At 66.0% G+C, this 20,852-nt stretch carries 16 protein-coding genes and 1 riboswitch; of the genes, 6 read left to right on the top strand and 10 right to left on the bottom strand.

Annotated elements, in window-relative coordinates:
- Nucleotides 1-88 precede the first annotated feature (88 nt).
- On the top strand, nucleotides 89-1,051 hold the full coding sequence (locus tag FHW84_RS13405) for a LysR family transcriptional regulator (protein ID WP_208399784.1): 963 nt from the start codon (nucleotides 89-91) through the stop codon (nucleotides 1,049-1,051).
- Nucleotides 1,052-1,126: 75 nt separating this feature from the next.
- Here FHW84_RS13405 and FHW84_RS13400 read toward each other — a convergent pair whose 3' ends face one another.
- From FHW84_RS13400 to FHW84_RS13390, 3 genes are all read right to left on the bottom strand, one after another.
- Entirely contained in the window at nucleotides 1,127-1,987 is an 861-nt protein-coding gene (locus FHW84_RS13400; RefSeq protein ID WP_167256276.1) for a DMT family transporter, read from the bottom strand.
- Between the two features lie 301 nt (nucleotides 1,988-2,288).
- A complete protein-coding gene (metE, locus tag FHW84_RS13395) occupies nucleotides 2,289-4,580 on the bottom strand; it encodes a 5-methyltetrahydropteroyltriglutamate--homocysteine S-methyltransferase (RefSeq protein WP_167256275.1) in 2,292 nt (763 codons plus the stop codon).
- A gap of 199 nt (nucleotides 4,581-4,779) precedes the next feature.
- Nucleotides 4,780-5,013: riboswitch (cobalamin riboswitch) on the bottom strand.
- Nucleotides 5,014-5,095: 82 nt separating this feature from the next.
- The gene (locus FHW84_RS13390; RefSeq protein ID WP_167256274.1) at nucleotides 5,096-7,090 is read right to left on the bottom strand and encodes a hypothetical protein; all 1,995 of its coding nucleotides are present in this window, start codon (nucleotides 7,088-7,090) and stop codon (nucleotides 5,096-5,098) included.
- A gap of 481 nt (nucleotides 7,091-7,571) precedes the next feature.
- Here FHW84_RS13390 and FHW84_RS13385 point away from each other — a divergent pair, with 481 nt between their 5' ends.
- Nucleotides 7,572-8,534, top strand: coding sequence for a hypothetical protein (locus tag FHW84_RS13385; RefSeq protein WP_279589738.1), 963 nt, complete (start codon nucleotides 7,572-7,574; stop codon nucleotides 8,532-8,534).
- A gap of 15 nt (nucleotides 8,535-8,549) precedes the next feature.
- On the opposite strand, the gene FHW84_RS13380 is transcribed toward FHW84_RS13385, so the two are convergent.
- The 6 genes from FHW84_RS13380 to FHW84_RS13355 form a co-directional block, all read right to left on the bottom strand.
- On the bottom strand, nucleotides 8,550-10,481 hold the full coding sequence (locus tag FHW84_RS13380; protein WP_167256272.1) for an RICIN domain-containing protein: 1,932 nt from the start codon (nucleotides 10,479-10,481) through the stop codon (nucleotides 8,550-8,552).
- 128 nt (nucleotides 10,482-10,609) lie between these two features.
- Nucleotides 10,610-12,667 carry an RICIN domain-containing protein gene (locus FHW84_RS13375; RefSeq protein ID WP_167256271.1) on the bottom strand — a complete coding sequence of 686 codons (2,058 nt, stop codon included), beginning with the start codon at nucleotides 12,665-12,667 and terminating at the stop codon, nucleotides 10,610-10,612.
- Nucleotides 12,668-12,784: 117 nt separating this feature from the next.
- Nucleotides 12,785-13,294, bottom strand: a complete 510-nt coding sequence (locus FHW84_RS13370; RefSeq protein WP_167256269.1) for a cytochrome P460 family protein — start codon at nucleotides 13,292-13,294, stop codon at nucleotides 12,785-12,787.
- A 26-nt stretch (nucleotides 13,295-13,320) separates the two neighbouring features.
- Complete coding sequence (locus FHW84_RS13365; protein ID WP_167256267.1) at nucleotides 13,321-14,445, bottom strand: alpha/beta hydrolase; 1,125 nt, start codon at nucleotides 14,443-14,445, stop codon at nucleotides 13,321-13,323.
- A 183-nt stretch (nucleotides 14,446-14,628) separates the two neighbouring features.
- Nucleotides 14,629-16,596: a ricin-type beta-trefoil lectin domain protein gene (locus FHW84_RS13360; RefSeq protein ID WP_167256265.1), complete on the bottom strand. Its 1,968-nt coding sequence runs from the start codon at nucleotides 16,594-16,596 to the stop codon at nucleotides 14,629-14,631.
- A 144-nt stretch (nucleotides 16,597-16,740) separates the two neighbouring features.
- Nucleotides 16,741-17,016 (bottom strand): hypothetical protein, encoded by a 276-nt coding sequence (locus FHW84_RS13355; protein WP_167256263.1) that lies wholly within the window; start codon nucleotides 17,014-17,016, stop codon nucleotides 16,741-16,743.
- A 313-nt stretch (nucleotides 17,017-17,329) separates the two neighbouring features.
- On the opposite strand from FHW84_RS13355, the gene FHW84_RS13350 reads away from it, so the two are divergent.
- The 4 genes from FHW84_RS13350 to FHW84_RS13335 all read left to right on the top strand — a co-directional run bounded on the left by FHW84_RS13350 (nucleotide 17,330) and on the right by FHW84_RS13335 (nucleotide 19,465).
- On the top strand, nucleotides 17,330-17,641 hold the full coding sequence (locus FHW84_RS13350; RefSeq protein WP_167256261.1) for a type II toxin-antitoxin system RelE/ParE family toxin: 312 nt from the start codon (nucleotides 17,330-17,332) through the stop codon (nucleotides 17,639-17,641).
- Nucleotides 17,638-18,054, top strand: coding sequence for an addiction module antidote protein (locus FHW84_RS13345; RefSeq protein WP_167256259.1), 417 nt, complete (start codon nucleotides 17,638-17,640; stop codon nucleotides 18,052-18,054). The genes FHW84_RS13350 and FHW84_RS13345 overlap by 4 nt, the downstream gene beginning before the upstream one ends.
- A gap of 68 nt (nucleotides 18,055-18,122) precedes the next feature.
- On the top strand, nucleotides 18,123-18,614 hold the full coding sequence (locus FHW84_RS13340) for a carboxymuconolactone decarboxylase family protein (RefSeq protein WP_167256257.1): 492 nt from the start codon (nucleotides 18,123-18,125) through the stop codon (nucleotides 18,612-18,614).
- Nucleotides 18,611-19,465, top strand: a complete 855-nt coding sequence (locus tag FHW84_RS13335) for a sigma-70 family RNA polymerase sigma factor (RefSeq protein WP_208399783.1) — start codon at nucleotides 18,611-18,613, stop codon at nucleotides 19,463-19,465. Before FHW84_RS13340 ends, FHW84_RS13335 begins: the two co-directional genes overlap by 4 nt.
- A 497-nt stretch (nucleotides 19,466-19,962) precedes the next feature.
- Here FHW84_RS13335 and FHW84_RS13330 read toward each other — a convergent pair whose 3' ends face one another.
- On the bottom strand, nucleotides 19,963-20,823 hold the full coding sequence (locus tag FHW84_RS13330) for a CPBP family intramembrane glutamic endopeptidase (protein ID WP_167256255.1): 861 nt from the start codon (nucleotides 20,821-20,823) through the stop codon (nucleotides 19,963-19,965).
- Nucleotides 20,824-20,852 lie beyond the last annotated feature (29 nt).

Here is a 20,852-nt window from a genome sequence, read left to right as displayed (position 1 = left end):
CGTAAAGCTAATGGCCGGCGCCGTGCTCCATTAGTAGGGCAAATCGGTAAGCTTCGTTCCACGGGTGGAACGCCCTGGCGCAACCGTCATGGAGCACGTGGTGGAAGATCTGAATGACCTGGTCCTGTTTGCCGCCGTCGTCACGCATGGCGGCTTCTCCGGTGCGGCAAGAGCGCTGGGCATGCCCAAGTCGAGCCTGAGCCGCCGCGTGGCGGAGCTGGAACGCCGCCTGGGAGTCAGGCTGCTGCAGCGCTCGACCCGTGCCGTCCGGGTGACCGAGGTGGGCGCGGCGTTCCATGCCCAATGCGAAGCGGTGACGCAAGCCGCGCGCGCCGCCATGGAAGTGGCCGAGCGGGCGGGCGAGAAGCCGTCGGGTCGCTTGCGCGTCAGCTGTCCCGTCGGCGTGGCGCATCTTTTTCTTGCGCCGGTCCTCGGCGAATTTCTTCGCGCCCATCCGGACGTGCGCCTGGAACTGGACCTGACCAATCGGCGGGTCGATGTGATCGGCGAAGGCTACGACGTCGCGCTGCGCATCCGTACGGCGATGGACGATTCCAGCCTGGTCGTGCGCACGTTCGGCCTGAGCGAACAGGTCCTCGCGGCCAGTCCGTCCTTCGTGCGCGAGCGAGGCCCCTTTGCTTCCGCCGCCGCGCTGCAGGGCGTGGCCGGAGTGGGGCCGGGAGGCGCGGGAGCGGAGCGTCCGCGCTGGCGCATGGCGGCGCCGGACGGCGCCACGATCGAGATCGAGTATGCGCCGGCGCTGGTGACTGACGACGTCCATCTGCTGCAGCAGGCGGCCATGGCCGGCATCGGCGTGGCGCAGCTGCCGTTCAATCTTTGCGGCGAAGCGATCGCGGATGGACGGCTGATTCAGCTGCTGCCCGGCCATCGCATCGCCGCGCACCAGTTGCATGCCGTGTTCCCGTCGCGGCGCGGCATGGTGCCCGCCGTCCGGTCGTTTATCGAATTCCTCGCAGCCGAGCTTCCGCGCATGACGGCGCGCGCGAACGAACACTTCCGGCAGATGGCCGGCGACGCGGATCGCGGCTGATCGGCGAGAGCGGCTTCAGGGGACTGCGCGCTGCCGGCACTCTATGTGAATTAATTTCGACGGTGGCGGGACGGCTCAGGCGAAACGCTTGGCGCCCGCGACGCAGAGCACCACCAGCACGGTGACCAGCACCATCGTCCATGCCACCGGTTCGTGCAGCAGCAGGCCGGCCAGGGCCAGGCCGAAGAACGGCTGCAGCAGCTGCAGCTGGCCGACGCCTGCGATGCCACCCAGCGCCAGGCCGCGGTACCAGAACACGAAGCCGACCAGCATGCTGAAGACCGACACGTAGGCCAGGCCGATCCACGCTGGCGCAGCGATACCCGCCCAGCTGTCCGGCCGGGTCGCCGCCGCGATGGCGGCCATCACCGGCATCGCCAGGGCCAGGGCCCAGGAAATCACCTGCCAGCCGCCGAGCCGGCGCGACAGCGCGGCGCCTTCCGCATAGCCCAGGCCGCACAGCAGGATCGCGCCCACCATCAGCAGGGCGCCTTCGATGGCGATGGCGCCGCCTTGCAGCAGGGCGAACGCGGCGACGGCGAGGCTGCCCAGTCCCGAGAACAGCCAGAACGCAGGCTGCGGCCGCTCGGCGCCGCGCAGTACGCCGAAGACGGCAGTGGACAGCGGCAGCAGGCCGATGAACATGATCGATTGCGCGGAGGTGATGTGCTGCAAGGCCAGTGCGGTGAGCAATGGGAAGCCGAGTACGACGCCGATGGCGACGATGGAGAGCGAGACGAGGTCGCCGCGGGAAGGGCGCTTCTCGCGCAGCGCGCGGAGCAGGAGCAGGCCGAGCGCGGCGGCGATGACGGCGCGTGCGGAGGTGAGGAACCAGGGCGAGAAGCCCATCACGGCGATGCGTGTGGCCGGCAGCGATCCGCTGAAGATCACGACGCCGAGGAGGCCGCTGCCCCAGCCTTTGGAAGTGGTTTGCATCGGGGTTCCTTCGATCCTTGTGTGCAAGTGCGGGACGATAAACCGAGGGCGCGATCTGGCGGCGGCCATGCTGTGTGCGGATCGGGGCGAAGCGAGGGCAATTGAAAGGGAGCGTCGCGATACGGAACTCTTCTCCCCTCCGGGGAGAAGATGCCGGTAGGCAGATGAGGGGCGGGTGCTTGCGGTAGCGCTTCTACGAAGAATAGAAAAGCTTTTGGCTTTCTCGACCCTCAGCGCACCGCTCCGCCCGGCCCCTCACCCCAGCCCTCTCCCCGGAGGGGAGAGGGAGCAAAGCGGAACGTCACACCGCCGCGGTAACCCGCTCGCGCATCACCCGCGCCGCCTCGACCAAAGCCACCAGCGCCCTGCGCGTCTCATCCCACCCGCGCGTCTTCAAGCCGCAATCCGGATTCACCCACAACTGCTCCGGACTCAGCACTTCACTGGCCTTCTCCAGTAGCCCGACCATCTCCGCCACGTCCGGTACGCGCGGCGAATGGATGTCGTACACGCCGGGCCCGATCTCGTTCGGATAACGGAAGCGCACGAAGGCATCGAGCAGTTCCATGCGCGAGCGCGAGGTCTCGATCGAGATCACGTCGGCATCCATCGCGGCCACCGCCTCGATGATGTCGTTGAACTCCGAGTAGCACATGTGCGTGTGGATCTGCGTGTCGTCGGCGACGCCGGCGGCGGCCAGGCGGAAGCTCTCCACCGCCCAGGCCAGGTAGCCGGTCCAGTCCGCGCGGCGCAGCGGCAGGCCTTCGCGCAGGGCCGGTTCGTCGATCTGGATGATGCGGATGCCGGCCGCCTCCAGGTCCAGCACTTCGTCGCGCAGGGCCAGCGCCAGCTGGCGGCAGGTGGTGGCGCGCGGCTGGTCGTCGCGCACGAAGGACCACTGCAGCACGGTGACGGGGCCGGTGAGCATGCCCTTCATCGGCCGCCTGGTGAGCGACTGCGCATAGGTGGACCAGCGCACAGTCATCGGCTGCGGCCGCTGCACGTCGCCGTAGATGATCGGCGGCTTGACGCAGCGCGAGCCATAGCTTTGCACCCAGCCATGCCTGGTGAAGACGAAGCCGTCGAGCTGCTCGCCGAAGTATTCGACCATGTCGTTGCGCTCGAACTCGCCGTGCACCAGCACGTCGATGCCGATTTCCTCCTGGAAGCGCACGCAAGCGGCGGTCTGCGCGGCGATCAGCGCGTCGTAGTCCGCGGTGGAAAGCTGGCCGGACTTGTGGCGGGCACGCGCCTCGCGCACTTCGTGAGTCTGCGGGAAGGAGCCGATCGTGGTGGTGGGGAACAGCGGCAGGTCGAAGCGCTGCTGCTGTTTCGCGCGGCGGAAGGCGTAGGTGGAGCGGCGGTGCGCGTCCGCGGCATCCAGGTTGGCCAGGCGCTGCGCCACCTGCAGGCGGTGCACCCTGGGCGAGGCCCGGCGTGCGGCGATCAGCTCGCGCGCCCGTTCCAGCGCGGGGTAGGCGGTGACCACGCCCTTGCACATGTCCGCCACGGTGCGCAGTTCCTCCAGCTTCTGCCGCGCGAAGGCCAGCCAGGCGTGTACGTCGGACGGCAGCGACTTCTCCAGCGTGGCGTCCACCGGCACATGCAGCAGCGAACAGGACGGCGCCAGCCACACGCGCTGCTTGCCCACGCGTTCGATCGCCGCGCGCGTCACGGCCATGGCGCGGTCCAGGTCCGCGCGCCACACGTTGCGGCCGTCGACCACGCCCAGCGACAGCACGCGTTCGGCGGGCAGCGTCTCCAGCACGGCATCGAGCTGGGCCGGCGCACGCACCAGGTCGACGTGCAGGCCGTCGACCGGCAGTTCCTGCGCGAGGCGCAGGTTGTCGCCGAGGGCGCCGAAGTAAGTAGCCAGCAGCAGCTTCGGCCGCGCGGCGGCAGCGAGCGCGGCATAGGCCTGGCGATAGGCCGCGGCATCGTCTTCGTCGAGATCAAGCACCAGGCAGGGTTCGTCGATCTGCACCCATTCGGCGCCGGCTTCGCGCAGCCTGCCCAGCAGTTCGGCGTAGGCGGGCAGCAGGCGTTCGAGCAGGGCGAGGCGGTCGCTGCCGTCCGCGGTCTTGGACAGCAGCAGGAAGCTCACCGGACCGAGCAGCACCGGACGCGCCGCATGGCCCAGCGCCTTCGCTTCGAGGAACTGCGCCACCGGCTTGTCGTCGCGCAGGCGGAAGGTTTGCGCGGCATGCAGTTCGGGGACGATGTAGTGGTAGTTGGTGTCGAACCACTTGGTCATTTCCAGCGCGTGCAGGTCGAGGCCCGCGCGCTGCGTGCCACGCGCCATGGCGAAGTAGCCGGCCAGCGGGTCGGCGTCGGCCAGGGCGCGGTAGCGTTCGGGGATGGCGTCGAGCAGGAAGGCCGTGTCGAGCACGTGGTCGTACAGCGAGAAGTCGTTGCACGGCACGACGTGCGCGCCGGCCTCGCGCTGCAGTTGCCAGTGGCGTTCGCGCAGCTGGCGGGCGGTGTCCAGCAGCTGCGGGCGCAGTGCTTCGTCGCGCCAGTAGGCTTCCAGGGCTTGCTTGAGCTCGCGCCGCGCACCCATGCGCGGGAAGCCGAGATTGGTAACGGTGCTCATGCTGCATTTCCTCGATTCGTGGTGAACGAGGAACGAAGGAAGCGCATGGCAGCGAAGCTTCCGCGGACATGCGCGCGACCTTCGCCCCCGCGGGCGAACCGGGCTGGCGCAGGGTCGCGCAGGAGCGGACGGCCATGGCGTGAGCATGGCGCGCAGCCCCAGCCGCTTCCCCGCGGAAGCTCCAGGTCAGACAGAAAGCTCATCGCCTTCCGGCCGGGGCAGGTCTTCGGGCTCGTGGACGAGAGGCGCGGGCGCCTCGCCTAATGCTCGCCGCTTCCCGGCCGGTCCACTGGCCAGTGCTGTTGACGAGGGTCGTTTCCACACACCGCTGCGGGGCAGCGCCGGAATAGGCCGTAAGGCCGCACCGGCTTCCCTTTTAATTGCATCCTTTCATCGCGATGAAAGGATGAAAACCACCAGCGGCGGGGAAATTAGGGGCAGGGACGGGGTTCCGTCAAGCGGAAGATCGTGAGGGGAGGTGGAGCAGCCCTCGCGGGGCTGCTCCGGGTGAAGGCTCAGCCCTCCTTGTACTGGCGCAGCGCGACCGGCTCCCAGCGTTCGGTCGAGGGAATGTCCCTGAAGGTCCGCACCCAGGCTTCGGGCACCTGCGGCTGCGGTGTGCCCAGGGTGGGAATGGTGGCGCCGGCGACCGGCGCCTTCGGATAGGTCGACCAGGGATTGAGCAGCACCTGGTTGGGGTTATTGGGAATGACCTGCTGCCGCTTCGGGTCGATGCGCGCCTTCACCGCATTGCCGTCGACGAACAGGCGCCATCCGCTGTCGCCGCCGTTGAGCTTGGAGTTGATGCGGTCGGCGGCCCAGTACCACTTCTGCGCGCTGCGGTCGTTGCACGCCACTACTTCCACCTGGCGGGCGTTGCGCTCGTTGACAGCAAGGCAGCGTCCGTCCAGGCGGCTGACATAGCGGTCGAAGCTGTCCAGGTACCACTGTCCGGCGCGGCGGGTGACGTCCCTGCTGCAGGTGCCGAGGGTCGCGGCGCCGCGGCCGTCGTTGATCAGGCAGCGGCCGGCGTTTTCCTTGGATTGCAGGATGACGACCGGTTCGCGGTGCAGGTAAGGCGAATCGAGGTCGATGGTCACGGCACTGGTTTTTACCCTGACGACCGGGCCGGAGGATCGGCCAAGGCCATTCCGCTGCACCACGGAAGAGCTCGCGGCGAGCTTGATCGGATGCTTGCCGCCCGACACCTTGAAGGTCCATGAGCTGTAGGACTGCGGCGCAAATTGCCGCATGGCCGGCGTCATCGTGCGGTCGTCCCGGAAGCGGTTCAGTATTTCCTGCGAGATCTGATACTTCCAGGTATTGCGCACGCCGGGCGGGCGAGCGCAGCCGTTGCACGGGTAGTAGTTGGGCTCCTCGTGCCTGGATTCCACCGCCGTGGAGTAATCCTTGACGGTGAAGGTGATCGATGTGGACTTGGTGTAGCTCTTGCCGAAATTGAAACCGAAGCTCGGCTTGATCGCCGCCGCCGGATTGCCCGCCAGGGCCTTCTCCGCATCCGCACCGAGGTTGAACCCGAAACTGGTGGTCTCCGATTCGGTGTGGTTGTAAGTGAGATCGGTCAGGCTGGTGGTTTCCGGAAGAGTGCGCGCCACGGTGGGCTGGGCGTTCCGGCCGTAATCGAGCATGGCGTCGACAAGGTAGTACTGCGTGTATCCGATACAGGCGACGGGGCGGCATTGGGGAGCGACGTCTGCACCGCCCTTGATCAGCCCCGACGTCTTCATGATCACATTGAATTGATCCTTGCTGGCCGTGGAGTCGCGGATCACGGTGATTTCGCGCGTCAGCGACTGCCCGCCGCTGCCGAACGTGGTGTCGGTGAACTCGACGATCGGCAGATGATCGGGATTGCTGCCGTTGCCGGGGGCTTGCCTGATCTGCCGGAAATCCGGCTCGGGCTGCTTGCCCCCCCGTTCGATGGCCGCGAGATGGTCCGCCACGGCCTGCTGGAAATGCCGCACCCGCTCGGCCGTATCAGCATAGGCCAGGCTCCGGTCGACGTCGGTGGAGAACACGCGTACGCCGCCGCCCGCTTTCCTGGCATAGACGGCCAGACCCGCTTCGGATGCCGCACCGAACAGCGTGGCGACCTTGCCGCGCGCATCGGCGGAGGTTTCCTCGGGAATGAAGACGGCGACCGGCAAGCCGGCATCGAACAGGGCGCCCGTTTCATTCAACACCTTGTCGTCCTCCAGCGCTCTGGCGTCGATGAGGGCGACATCGAGCGGGCCATGGCTCGGCGGCATGGCGTGGAAGCTGTCGATCGAGCGCCTGGCCAGCAGCGACCGTGTCATCGCCTTCGAGGCAGGCGTGAGCAGGGCATAGACCTCGGAGAGTTCGACGAGGGCGGGACGGCTGGCCAGTGGCGCCAGGTCGGCGGAGATGGCGTGGGGATGGGGTACGGGTGGCGATTGCGCTCCGGCATGGAGGGAGATGGCGCCGAGCGTACAGGTGGCGATCATCGCGGGCAGGCGAAGTTTGAGCATGGTCTGTCTCCTCAGGGTGGCGCAGAGACCCTTGGTGATGGTCTTTGCGCTTTCATCCTGCCCGGCAAGCTTGCCGTCGCTCCATGCTCATTCGTCCCGATGGATGTTCCTTATCGTCCAGCGCGGCTGCGATCCGTCTGAAAATTGCGCCAAGAGCGCGTTCTCGTCAGTTTCTGGAGGCCGCGGTGAGAGCGCCTGCATCGATTTGCGATGGATTTCTCACTAAGCGGCTATCAGGTGAGGCCATAGAAATCCTACGGAATGATCCGCTCAACGAGCTCCAGCATGACTGGCAAATATGGCGAGTGATCGAATGAAGCAGGCGAGTTCCGCATCCGGACGATAAGCGCGCCAAGCCGGTGGGCTCGTTGGATCGCCAGAATTTAGGAGATATCCGCCAGGAATCATCAAGCTCCCTACGGGCTTGCGTTGTCCGTATGTTCGGACCGTCAGCCAGGTGCAGATAGGAGAAGTACCCGTGATGGCAACGCGACATATCAATCGGAGCGCGGTGCGCAAGGCCATGATCCATGACATCGCGATCGAAATTCTTGAGGAAATCTACGCGGGGATTTCTGACGGAAGCATCGAGAATTATCCGAAATTTTCGATGCGCCTCGGCCAGGATCCGCAGAAGCTGCAATTCATCAACAGCATGCCGGCCTACCTGCCCCTGAAGGGCTACGTGGGCATCAAGTGGGCCAGCGTGAGCCCCGACAACTCGACCAAGGGCATGCCCACCGCGATGGGCATGATCGTGCTCAACGATCCGGACAACGGCTATCCGCTGGCGGTGATGGACGGCGGCTACATCAACAGCTGGCGCACCGGTATCACGACGGGTATGTGCGCTTACTACGCTGCCGATCGCAACAGCCGCGTGCTGACGGTGATCGGTCCGGGCGAGAACAATTTCCATGCGCTGGAATACCTGCTGCCGAGGATGCCGCGCCTGACCACGGTGCACGTCATCGGCAGGAACCGCGAACGCACGCGGCGCTTCGCCCGCCAGTTCGCGGAGCGCTACCGGCCGATCGCCTTTCCGGTGGCCGACAGTCCGGCGGTGCTGTCCTCGTCCGACATCATTCTGGTGTCGACCAGTTCGCGCCAGGGCCTGCTCGACGGCGTACGCCTGAAGGAGGGCGCCTGCGTGGTCGGCGCCAATGGTTTCCTGGACCTGGGTACGCGCTTCCTCGGCCAGATCGACCTGATCGTGTACGACCAGCGCCGCGCCGCGTTGAAGCGGCTGGGCGAGCCGGGTTCGGTGGATCTGTCCTTGTTCGACAGCGTCGAGCTGGGCGAAGCGATCGCGCAGGGCGGCATCCGGCGCCGCAAGCAGCGCGTGCTGGCGGTGCCGGTGGGGCTGGCGGTGATCGACCTGGCCATCGCCGCGCATGTGTACGAGCACGCGGCGAACGAGCATGCGTTCGACTACCAGTCCTGATGCCGTGGCGGCGCTTCACGTTCCCCAGTTCTGGCGCAAGGGTTCCGGTTCCCAGCGGTCGCCTGAGGAGACGCTGTTGTACGTGGTTGCCCACGTGCCTGGAACCTTGGTCGCGATGCTGCCCTGGAGCACCGGGATGGTGTCGTCCGTAGTTGGGGCGCCCGGGTAGGACGACCAGGGATTGAGCAGCACGTAGTTGACGTTGTCTGGAATGACCTGCTGTTTTTCGACATCGATGCGCGCTTTCACCGGCTCGCCGACGGCGGCCTTGTCGACGAACAACCGCCATCCGTTGTCGCCGCCGTTGTACTTGGAGTTGATGCGGTCGGCCGACCAGTACCACTTCTGGGTCGCATCGCTCTTGCAGTCGGCCAGCTTGACGTGTTCGTCGCCATCCGCCTGGACGGTCAGGCACTTGCCATTGCTGCGGTTGACGTATCTGCCAGCGGCATCCATGTACCACTGCTGGACCTTGCGCTCCGGTACCGTCGTGCATGCACCGAGTACCAGCTTGTCGTCGAGCCGGTTGACCAGGCAGTAGCCGGCGTCGGCCTGGGAACGCAGCAGGACGACAGGCTCGCGATGCAGGTAGGGCGAGTCCAGATTGACCGTGATGCTGTCGGTGATCACGCGATCGGCCTTGTGTATGGACGATCCCTTCTGGGTGACGCCGGACCGCGCGACGAGAGAGATGGTCGATCGCTGGACCTCCGACGCCTTGAGCGTCCATACGCTGTAAGTCTGCGGCGCCAGCTGTTTCATGGCAGGCGTCGCGCCGTTCTTCCTGAAAGACGCCAGGGCCTGTTCGGAGAGATCGAATTTCCACGAATAGGCGGTTTTTCTCGACGAGGAACTGGCCCCCAGGGTAGTGGAATAGTCCTGGACGCTGAAGGCGATCGACGTCGATTTGGAGTGGTTCTTGCTGTAGTTGAAGCCGAAGCTGGTCTTGACCGTCGCACTTGGCGTCAGCGAGAAGGTGGCTTCCGCCGACGCCTCCATGTTGAAGCCGTAGTTCGTGGCCCTGGATTCGTCGCGGTTGAAGTTGATGTCGGTGACGCCGGTGGTTTCCGGATAGGCGCGCAGCGTGGTCGGTTTCGCATCCTTAAGATGATGGAGCTCGGCATCGACGTGGTAGGTCGCCGTGTAGCCGCCCGACGCAACCAGGTCGTTCCCTCCGTTGATGAGTCCGGAGGTCTTCATGATGACGTTGAATTCGTCCTTGCTCGCCGTCGAATCGCGCACGACGGTGATCTCGCGCGTAAGGTACTGGTTGTCTTTGCCATAGGTGGTGTCGGTGAATTCGTAGATCGGCAGATGCGCCGAGCTTCCGTTGCTGGTGGTCGAGGTCCTGCTCGATCGTGCGGGTGCGCGGTCAAGTGCGGGAAGGCTGTCGAGATGGTTCGCCGCCGCTTGCTGGAAGCGTTGGATGTGCCTGGCCTTGTCGGGGTAGTGCAGGCTTTTGCCGATGTCTGTGGAGAAGGTCCGCACGCCGTCGCCCACCTGTCTTGCATAGATGGCCAGGTCGGCGCCGGAGGCCGCTCCGAACAGCCGGGCGGCCTGGCTCCGCTCCGCCGCGGGCAGTCCAGGCTGCGCAAAGACGGCGACGGGAATGCCCGCGTCGAACAGCGCCCGCGTTTCCTCCATGACCTTGTCGTCCGCGAGCCGGCGTGCGTCGATGAAAGCCACCTGGTGCGAGCCGGCGACGGATGCGGCGCGCCGCGAACTCTTGACGGTCTGCTTGCTTAGTCGCGCGCGGGCATCCGCCTCGGTGGTGGCGGTGAGCAGGGTATAGATCTCGGTCAGATTCACCATGGCGGGACGATCCGCCAGCGGCTGCTTGCTGTAGGCAGCCGTTGACGAATCGAGCCTGGGTTCTTGCCAGGCGAGGACAGATCCCGCGCCTGTGGTACAGGCGATGAGAATCAAAGGCAGGCGATATCTGGACATGAGCTGGTTCCTGAGGTTGGAGTGGAACGACACCCGCCGGTACGCGGCGCATCTCATGCCTGCGGCCTGCGCACGCGTCCGCTGCGCCGCGGTTCCCGCCTGGCCTGAGCCGGTGTCCGGATAAAGCGCTAAGGCTCTTTGTATTGCCGCAGCGCCAGCGGCTCCCAGCGCTCGGTCGATGGAACGTCCCGATAGGTGCGGACCCAAGCATCCGGCACCTGCGGCTGGATGCCGCTGAGCGTTGCGATGGTCGCGCCGGCGACGGGTGCGCCGGGATAGGTGGACCAGGGATCGAGCAGCGCGTGGTTGGGGTTGTTGGGGAGAACCTGCTGCCGTTGCGGATCGATGCGCGCTTTCACCGTGTCCCCGTCGACGAACAGCCGCCATCCGCTGTCGCCTCCGTTGTACTTGGAGTTGATGCGGTCTGCCGCCCAGTACCATTTCTGATGCGCACCGTTGCCGCAGTCAGCCAGTCCCACCTGGAGCTCGCCCTGTTCGTGCACCGTCAGGCAGCGCTGGTCGAGGCGGCTCACATAGCGGTCGAAGGCATCGAGGTACCACTGTCCGGCCTTGTCGCCGGGAGCGCGGCTGCATGCGCCGGGCAGTGCCGCGCCGTTGCCGTCGTTGACCAGGCAGCGGCCGGCATTTTCCTTGGACTGCAGGATCACCACGGGTTCGCGGTGCAGGTAGGGCGAGTCCAGGTCGATGCGCAGGGCCGGCGCCGATACCCTGAACGCATGCACGGAAGAGAACGCGTGCAGGTTGCGCTGGTACACCGAGGTCTTCGCGAAAATCCGGATATCGCCTTTCGCGCGCGCCGCATTCAACGTCCACAGGCTGTAGGACTGCGGTGCGAACTGCCGCATCGCGGGCGTGGTGGTGCCGTCGCCGACCAGGGCCTGGATCGCCTTCTCTTCGATCCGGTACGACCAGGTGTTCTGCAGCACGTGGTTTTCCGGCAGCTGCGAAGCTTCCTGCACGGTGGCGTAGTCCTTCACGTCGAAGCTGATCGCGGTCGACTTCGCGTACTCCTTGCCGTGCCGGTAGCCGAAGCTGGTCTTGACGGTGGCGCTGGGCGTGGCCGAGAGCGCGGCTTCGGCGGCGACGTCCAGGTTGAATCCGTAGCTGGTGGTCCTGGACAGATTCTGGTTATGGCTGATGCTGGTCAGGCCGGTGGTTTCCGGGAAGGCCTGCAGCATGGCCGGCTGCTTGTTGCCGCCATAGTCGAGCAGGACGTGCACCATGTAGGCGGAGGTGAATGCGCATTTCCGCACCGCCGCGTGGCATTGCTGCGAGACCTGGTCGCTGCCGCCCTGGATCAGGCCCGAGGTTTTCACGGTGACCTGGAACTGGTCCCTGCTTGCCGTCGAATCGCGAATGACCGCGACCTCGCGGGTCAGGTACTGGCCACTGTCGCCGAAATGGGTGTCGGCCAGTTCGATGAGCGGAAGGTGGTCGGGATGTCCCGGCCCGCCGGCCTGGCGGACCTGCCGTTGCAGTACGGTGCTCGTACGCGGATCGGCCATGGCGGCCAGGTATTCGGCGATGGTCTGCTCGAAGCGCAGGATCCTGGCGGCTTTGGGAGAGCGTCCCGGGTGTGCATCAAGGTGGGTGGAGAACACCCGTACGCCGCGATCGGGCTTCTTCGTATAGATGGCCAGATCGGCTTCGGAGGCGATGCCGAACAAGCCGGAGGCGTGGCTTCGTTCCTCGGCAGCCGTCGCCGGCGGCGTGAAAACAGCGACGGGCATGCCGGCGTCGAACAGCGCGCGCGTCTCGTCGCGCACCTTGGTATCGCCGAGCCGCCGCGCATCGACCAGGGCGACGTCGAGCGGACTCTCGATGGCCGGCACGGCGCGCGAGCTGTCGACCGCGCGCCTCGCCAGCCGCGCTCGGGCTGCATTCGCCGGCTCGGTCGTGAGCAAGGAATAGATTTCGGTAAGGTCCACGATCACCGGTCCGGAGCTGAGCGGCAGGGGATCGAATGCCGCCGTGCGCGGCTTCGGCGTCAATGAAGGCGGTTGCCGGGCCGCCGCCTGCGGATGGGGATCGGAACGGAGCGTCTGTCCGGCATGCGTCGATCCCGCTCCGCAGGTGCAGGCGGCGAGCATCAGGCTGAGGCGGTATCCGCGCATGGGCAGGCTTCCCAGGGTGGTGGGTGGAGGACGGCGCTGGCTTGCGTCCATTGGCCTTCAGCCTGCGTCCTGGCCGCTTACCCGGCAATTCCCATGTAGCCAGAAAGTCTTGCCCCGTTGCCCGGCCTTTGCCGCACGGCGCGGTATGCTTTTCCCGCCGCGCCGTGCTTAAGGCGCATAGCGGGTGAATACATCGTCGTGCGCTTTGGCCCGCGCCTCGTGGCAGGCAAAGCAGGTCCGATGCTGCGCTTCGTCCACCGGCTTGCCGTCCACGAAGCGTCCGTAGCCCCAGCCGCCGGTCGCCGCATATTTCTTCGAGTCCTTCACCATCACCTGCACGGTGGTCGGCGCGCCCGGTACGGTGGCGGCGGCGAATTCGGCGGAAGCCTGCTGCTTCCACGCCAGCTTGACCAGCACGGTGCCGTCCGGGAAAGGCTGCGCGCCACGGCGGTAGGCGTCGACGGCGGTCTTGTTGCCGAGCACCGCGCGGATCTCGTCGAGCGGCGCCGCCTCCAGCGCGGGAGCGATCAGCTCCCATTGGCGATAGCCCTCGGGCAAGGTGACGCCGTAGATGGGCGAGGCCGCGGGCAAGGCCTTGCGCGTATCCGGATGCGCGGCGACGAAAGTGCCGGCGGCCAGCAGTGCGCCCATGCAGGCGAGGGCGTGCAAGGTGTTCATCGTGGCGATTCCCTCGTGGTGGCCGGTCAGAAGCGCGCGACGTCGAGCACGGCCTGCGCGAAAGCCTGCGGTGCTTCCTGCGGCAGGTTGTGGCCGATGCCGCCCTTGATGGTGCGGTGCTCGTACCTGGCGGCAAAACGCCTGGCGTAGGCGGCCGGTTCCGGATGCGGCGCGCCGTTGGCGTCGCCTTCCAGCGTGATGGCCGGCACCGTGATCGGCGGCAGCTCGGCGAGCTTCTTCTCCCATGCGTCGTATTGCGCCTCGCCTTCGACCAGACCCAGGCGCCAGCGGTAGTTGTGCAGCGTGATGGCGACGTGGTCGAGGTTGTCCAGCGCGGCGGCGGAGCGCGCGAAGGTGGCGTCGTCGAAGGCCCACTGCGGCGAGGCGGTTTCCCAGATCAGCCGGGCGAAATCGTGCGTGTACTTCGCATAGCCCGCCGCGCCGCGCTCGGTGGCGAAGTAGAACTGGTACCACCACTGCTGCTCGGCCTTGGGCGGCAGCGGGTCGTGGTTGAGCGCCTGGCTGCCGATCAGATAGCCGCTGACCGAGACCAGCGCCTTGCAGCGCTCCGGCCACAGCGCGGCCATGATTTCGGCGGTGCGCGCGCCCCAGTCGTAGCCGGCGACGATGGCCTGCTTGATATTCAGCGCGTCGAGCAGGGCCAGTCCATCGGCGGCCAGCGCGGCCTGCTGGCCGTTGCGCGGTGTGTCGGCCGAAACGAAGCGCGTGTCGCCGTAGCCGCGCAGGTAGGGAACGATCACGCGATAGCCGGCCGCGGCGAGGATCGGTGCGACGTCGACATAGCTGTAGATGTCGTACGGCCAGCCGTGCAGCAGCAACACCGGCGTGCCGTCGGCCGGGCCGTCCTCGGCGTAGGCCACGTCGAGCACGCCGGCGCGGATGCGCTTCATGCGGGCGAAGGAGGTACGGCCGGCGGTGGTGGTGGGCTTCTTTACCGGAGCAGCGGTACTGCCAGCCGGCGCTGCGAAAGCCAGTCCCGCCAGCGGCGCGCTGGCCAAGCCCAGCGCGGCGGCGCCGAGCAGCCTGCGCCGCTGGCTGTCGATGGAAGCGGGCGCGGCGTTCGCATCGGCGCCGGCACCGGCGGTGCGCGACTGATGGGATTCGATCCACGAGCGGAGGGAGAAACGCATGGCAGGGCTCCTTGGGGGCAGGGTGGCCGATCGCCGGCCGGCATGCATAGGAGACGCCTTGCGTGTATCCGGGGTATGTGGACTAGGGCGGGCCGGGGCATCGAAAGGTATCCCGGCCGGGGCCGGATACCTTTCGATACAAAGGGCGGCGGCGCGAAGGCCGGCCCTGCGGGGAGCGGGCGGCTAGAACTGGCGCAATACTTCCAGCGACCAGCGTTCCTCTGGCGGCACTTCCTTGAGCGTGCTGGTCCATTCGGCGGGGATCGCCGGTTGCTTTTGTTCGCCGAGCGTCGGAACGGTTGCTCCGGCCAACGGAGCGCCGGGATAAGTGGACCAGGGATGGAGCAGGATATGGTTGGGGTTGTCGGGAATCTTCTGGTGCTTCTCGCCGTCGGTACGCGCCTTGACCGTATCGTTGTCGACGTAAAGCCGCCATCCCTGGCTGCGGCCGTCGTACTCGGAGTGGATGCGATCGGCGGTCCAATACCATTTCTGCTCGTTGTCCGTATTGCAGTCGGCCATTTCCACCTGCTGTTCGTTGCTGGCGTGGACCGCCAGGCAACGCCCGTCCAGCCGGCTCACGTATCGGCTGCTGGAATCGAGGTACCAGTGCCCGGCTTTCTTGCCGACGGTCTTATCGCAGGTGCCGAGCTTGACGGCGCCATTGCCGTCGTTGATGAGGCAACCGCCGGAACCTTTGCTCGAGCGCAGGATGACGACGGGCTCTCGATGCAGATAAGGAGAGCCGAGGTCAACGATCCAAACGGTCGAAGGTATCGCCGGATTCAATTCGCTGGCTTTCCTGCGGTGCTTGGTGGTGGTGTATGTCTTGGCATAGACATAGGCCTTTCCCTTCGCCGTGGCCGGGAACGTCCACAGGCTGTAGGACTTCGGCGTGAGGTTCTCCATCGCCGGCGTAATGGTGCCGTGGTTATAGAACGCATCGAGCGCGGTCTGCGAAATCTTGTACTTCCATTGGTTGATGAACCAGTTTTCGGGCGTGGAATCGGTGTCGCTGGCTTCTTTGGCTGTTACGGCCAGGGAGTAGTCTTTCGTGCTGAAACTGATGGTCTTTGACGTCGTGTGGCTTTTGCTGAAATTGAAACTGAAACTCTGCTTGACCGAGGCGCTTGGCACCTTCCCCTGCAGGCCGGCCTCGGCTTCGGCGCCGAGATTGAAACCGAAGTTGGTCGTGCTGGATTCCGTCTTTTCGTAAGACATATCGGTCAGGCCTGAGCTTTCCGGATAAGTGCGAAGGGTCGTCGGCCGGACGCTGTCGTCAAGGCCAAGCATGCCCACGACCTCGTACGACTCGGTAAGCCAGTAGTCGCAATAGGGATTGTCGTTGCAGTTGCGGGCGCCGCCTACGATCGTTCCCGAGGTCGCCAGCGAGACATTGAAATTGTCCTTGCTGGAGTTCGAATCGCGGACGATGGTGATTTCGCGGGTGAGGAAGCTTCCTGATGACGAATCGGTCGTGGTTTCGCTCGCTTCGATGATCGGCACGTGTTCCGCGTAGCTGTTGCCTGTCGAGCTTTGCCGGGTTTGCGCTGAGCGCGTCAGTTTCTTCGTGCCCGCGTATGATTCGGAGTCGAGGTATCCGGCAACCATCCGCTGGAAGCGCCCCGCCTGAGCAGCGGCCACCGGTTGGCTGAGGTTTCTGTCGACCTGGGTCGAGAAGACCTTGATGCCGCCGCCTTCCTTGATCGTGTAGATCGCCAGGTCGGCGGTGGAGGCGACGCCAAACAGCCTGGATGCTCCATGCCGGTCATGGGCCGGCAGCTGCGCAGGGGCGTATACCGCCACCGGCATGCCGCCATCGAACAGAATGCGGGCTTTCTCCAGCACTCTGTCGTCGTCGAGCCGCCGCACATCGACGAAGGCGATATCGCGGTCGCCGTGCGCCATGATCGCGTCGTGTGGATTGCCCACCGATGCCCTGGTCAATCGCTTGCGGGCCGTATCGATGGTCGAAGTGGCCAGCAGTGGATGAACTTCGCTGAGTTTCAGGATCGCGACGTCATTCGCCAGAGGGACGACGTCGAGCGCTGAAATGGCTGGTTTCCTAGTCCGGTGTGACGTCTGCTCCGCGTTCGCGCACGGCAGGGAGGCACAGACGGCGAGAACCAGGGATAAGCGATGCTTGGTCATGGCATGCATTCCTTCTGCAACGAGAGCGTGGCCGCTGGAATGATGGCCAGCAGCCTGCGCCGCATGCTTGCATCCGGCAATCGCCGATCGATTTCATCCTGTCGTTCTTTGCCTGTTTCGCGGCGCGCGGCGGAGGCGCGCGGATCAGCGGTCAGACGGTTTCCGGATGACGAGACGGTTGTCCACGGAATGAGTGTTGCTGCCAGCTTGCGGACCTTCCGGACCCAGCTGCGACGGATAGTCGATGTTCCAGTCGATGCGGTCGGCGCTGTCGCTCTCTGCGGCAGGCTGGCCGATGTGCATCGCATGGTCGGCCGCGGGCGTCGTTGGCGTATCGGTGGCCTGGGCCACGATGGCCATGCCCAGCGTCAACGCCGCGGCAGCGAGACGGACGGGGAAGGAAAGAAGGGAAGTGCGCATGGCGAGACTCCTGCGTAGTGAATGCGATGGCTGCGATCAGCCGGTGTGCACAGGAAACTCCTTGCGCGTATCTGCGATGTGTCCCGCGCGGTGCGCGAGGGCATGGCAATGTGTACGAAAGAGTGATTGATGCATTCCGATACACAGCGCCGGCACACAGCGAAGGAAGCGCAGATTCAGAACACTGCTGCCTTGGCCTTCCCTATCATCGCGGTGGGTCCTGGCCGGATCGCATCGTGCGCCGCGCGGAATCCGGACACGGAGCAGCCCATCCAGGGTATTGCAGTTTAGTATCCTATTGGATACAGTTGCGATGAATAAAATCAAGCAGACGGAAGTGTTCGCTCAATGGATCGCCGGGCTCAAGGATCTGTCCGGCCGCGCCAGGATCCTAGGCCGCATCACCAGGGCAAGGCTCGGGCATTTGGGCGACGTGAAGTACTTCGGCGGCATTGGCGAGCTGCGCATCGATGCGGGTCCGGGCTACCGGGTCTACTTCGCCAGGGCGGGCAAGACGGTCTATCTGCTGCTCAACGGCGGCGACAAGGCCTCCCAGCCGGCGGATATCGAGCGATCCAAGGCCTTGTGGGCAGCCATCAAAGGAAAGCGGGAGACAGTGCAATGAACACCAAGGTCAAAGAATTCGATGCCGCCGACTATCTCGACAGCGAAGAGGTGATCGCGGCCTATCTCCAGGACGCCCTCGAAGACGGCGACCCCAACGTGTTCCTGCTGGCGGTCGCCGACGTGGTCAAGGCGCGCAGCATGACCCGCGTGTCCCAGGACAGCGGCCTCGGCCGCGAAAGTCTCTACAAGACCATCAAGCCCGGCGCGCGTCCGGGTTTCGCCACCGTGACCAGGCTGCTCGGCGCGCTGGGCGTAAAGCTCCAGGCCGTGCCCGCGACAAGGGCTGCGGCAGCCAGGAAGGCCGCGCCGGCGCAGAAGGTGGCGGCGAAGCAGGGCGCCGCACGCACGCGCAAGGCCAAGCCGGCCAAACCGGCGGCCGCCAAGGCAGCGAAGAAGCGGACCACCCGCTAGCGGCCGCATGTCACGCCGGCGGTTCCTGTCTCGTCCTTGCATCGGGACCAACACAGGAGAACCCGCCCATGTCCAGCAAGACTCCCAGGCTCAACCTCGTCACCGCGGCGCCGGTGCTGCTGAAGGAATACCAGAAGGCCATGATCGCGCTGGCCGCGTCCGCCGGGCTGGAACCCGGCCTGTCCGAGCTCGTGCAGATCCGCGTCTCGCAGATCAACGGCTGCGCGCACTGCCTCAACCTGCATCTGGCCGAAGCGCGTGAGCAGGGCGAGAGCGAGCAGCGCCTGTTCCTGCTCTCCACCTGGCGCGATGCGCCTTGCTATACCGGGCGCGAACGCGCGGCGCTGGGCTGGGCCGAGGCGCTGGCGCGGCTGTCCGAAGGCGCCGACCACGAGGCTGCCTACCAGGCCTTGAAGGAACACTTCACCGACGAGGAACAGGTGAAGCTCAGCGTGACGATCAACATCATCGGCGGCTGGAACCGCCTCGCGGTCGGCTTCGGCGTGTTCGCCGAGGCGGCCGAGGTCAAGGCATCCGCACGCGCGGCGGCTGCCGCGTGACGGACGAGGCGCCACCGGCCTCCGGCAGCTTCGAGCCTCTGCGCCCGAAGCTGCTGCGCGTGGCCTATCACATGCTCGGCTCGGTGCCGGATGCGGAGGACGTGGTGCAGGAGGCCTTCATCCGCTGGATGAAGGCCGACCGCGAGGAGGTGCGCGAACCGGAGGCCTATCTCTGCCGCACCGTCACGCGCCTGAGCCTGGACCTGCTCAAGTCCGCGCACCGCCAGCGCGAGACCTATATCGGGCCGTGGCTGCCCGATCCCGTCGTTGAAGAAGACGCCGTGGAAGACGTCACCCTGCCGCTGATGCTGGCGCTGGAGCGCCTGTCGCCGCTGGAGCGCGCGGCCTTCCTGCTGCACGACGTGTTCGGCCTGGAGTTCACGGAGATCTCTGATGCGATCCAGCGCGACGCCGCTGCATGCCGCCAGCTGGCCACGCGGGCGCGCGTGCATGTGCGCGAGGCGAGGCCTCGCTTCAAGGTGGAGCGCCAGCGCGCGCTGGAACTGGCGGAGGCGTTCTTCCAGGCCACGCGCAGTGGCGATGTGCGGGCGCTCGGCGCCTTGCTGACCGAGGATGTGCGCGCCTATGCGGATGGGGGCGGGAAGCGTCCCGCGTTCGTGGAGCCGGCGCTTGGGTGCACGGCGGTGCTGGCGATCTATGAGCGCGTCGCCGCGTTTCTGCATGAGCGGCCTTCGCGGTTGGTGCGGTTGGGGTTTGTCAATGGGTTGCCGGGGTTTGTGACGCTGGAGGCGGATGGGGAGTTGCAGACGACGGCTTTGTTGGTGGAGGGGGGGCGCGTGGCGGCGATCTATGTGATGCGCAATCCGGATAAGTTGGGGCATCTTCATTGACGTTGAGGCTTGTTATTGCGGCGTAGGCCGGGATCCAGTGGCGGTATCGCTCGGTTGTCGCGTGGCCGCTAACTGGCCGCTTATGCAGCGGGCATTTCGGACGCCTGCCGGCGCCCGAGTCACTTTCTCTTTGCTGGCCCAAAGAGAAAGTAACCAAAGAGAGAATGGCCTAAGAGCCACTGCTCGCGACGCGACTAGAAGGAGCGGTGGGCGGCTGCGGTAACTTGATTAACCTGGGTCTACACGAAACGGCAGTGCGTTTACGTAGCGGGTGCTTCAACGTGCCGTGGCCGAGAGGACTTTCAGTGATCGAGGCCAGCTTCTGTTCTTCGTTCCTGCCTGCCTCACGACTTCACCCCTCTCCCCTCCGGGGAGAGGGCAGGGTGAGGGGGCGGGAGGAGCGTAAGGTTTGTCGTGCCTCACACGCAAAGGCTCAAAAGTTCGGTGAAGCCTTAAAGATCAGGGTGAGGTGGTATGCATCTCAGGGCGTGAGCAGGTCAGGGGAGGGCGGGGGATGCAGGGCGCGGCGAGTGTGCGAACAGCGACGCCGCGGCGATGCCCGCGGCGATCACCAGCGCCACGCCGAATTCCCCGGCGTACCAGGCGCCGTTGCCGCTGGCGTCGGTCATCGGATCGAGCAGCCATTGGATGAAGGCGTTGTGCACCGCGTGCAGCGCGATGGCCGGCCACACCGAACCGGAACGCAGGCGCAGCCAGGCGGCGATGCCGCCGGTGATCAGCACCATCAGGGTGAAGCAGGCCACGGCGTAGGCTTGCGGCGCGGCGCTGTGGTAGTCGGCGAAGAAGATCACCGGCATATGCCAGGCGGCCCAGATCAGGCCGCTGAGCAGCACGGTCGCGCCCATGCCGTATTTCTCGCGCAGCGCGGGCACCAGGTAGCCGCGCCAGCCGATTTCCTCGCCCGCGGCGGACGCCGCGCTCTGGATCGCGCCGAAGGTAAGCGTGAGGAATATCTGCAGCAGGGCGGGGGCGAGCAGGCCGGCGTTCTGCCAGTGCAGGCGCGTGGCGCAGTCGCGCGCGAACTCGCCGAAAGCCGCCGGTGCGAGGCCGCTGAGCCATAGCGGGACATAGGCGAGCAGGCTGTAGAGAATCGGCAGCACATAGCCGGCCGCGACATAGCGCGTGCGGCCCCAGCCCAGGCCGAGCATCGCCACCGAGCGATGGCGCAGCCACGCGGACAGCAGGCCAGCGATGCCGGGCGCCCACATCAGCGAATGGACGACGAAGCCGCGGCCCATGTCCATCGAGCCGCTGCGGGCGAGCAGGACGTAGTAGGGCGTGCTGAGCAGGACGACGAGAGCGAGGTACAGGGCGACGGGGTAGCGCTTGAGGTCCACGGGCGGCGTCCATTCGGAAGTACGGCTAG

It is taken from the genome of Dyella sp. SG562 (assembly GCF_011759495.1).
GTDB classification, from domain to species: domain Bacteria; phylum Pseudomonadota; class Gammaproteobacteria; order Xanthomonadales; family Rhodanobacteraceae; genus Dyella_D; species Dyella_D marensis.
This window is presented reverse-complemented; position numbering and strand designations above follow the sequence as displayed.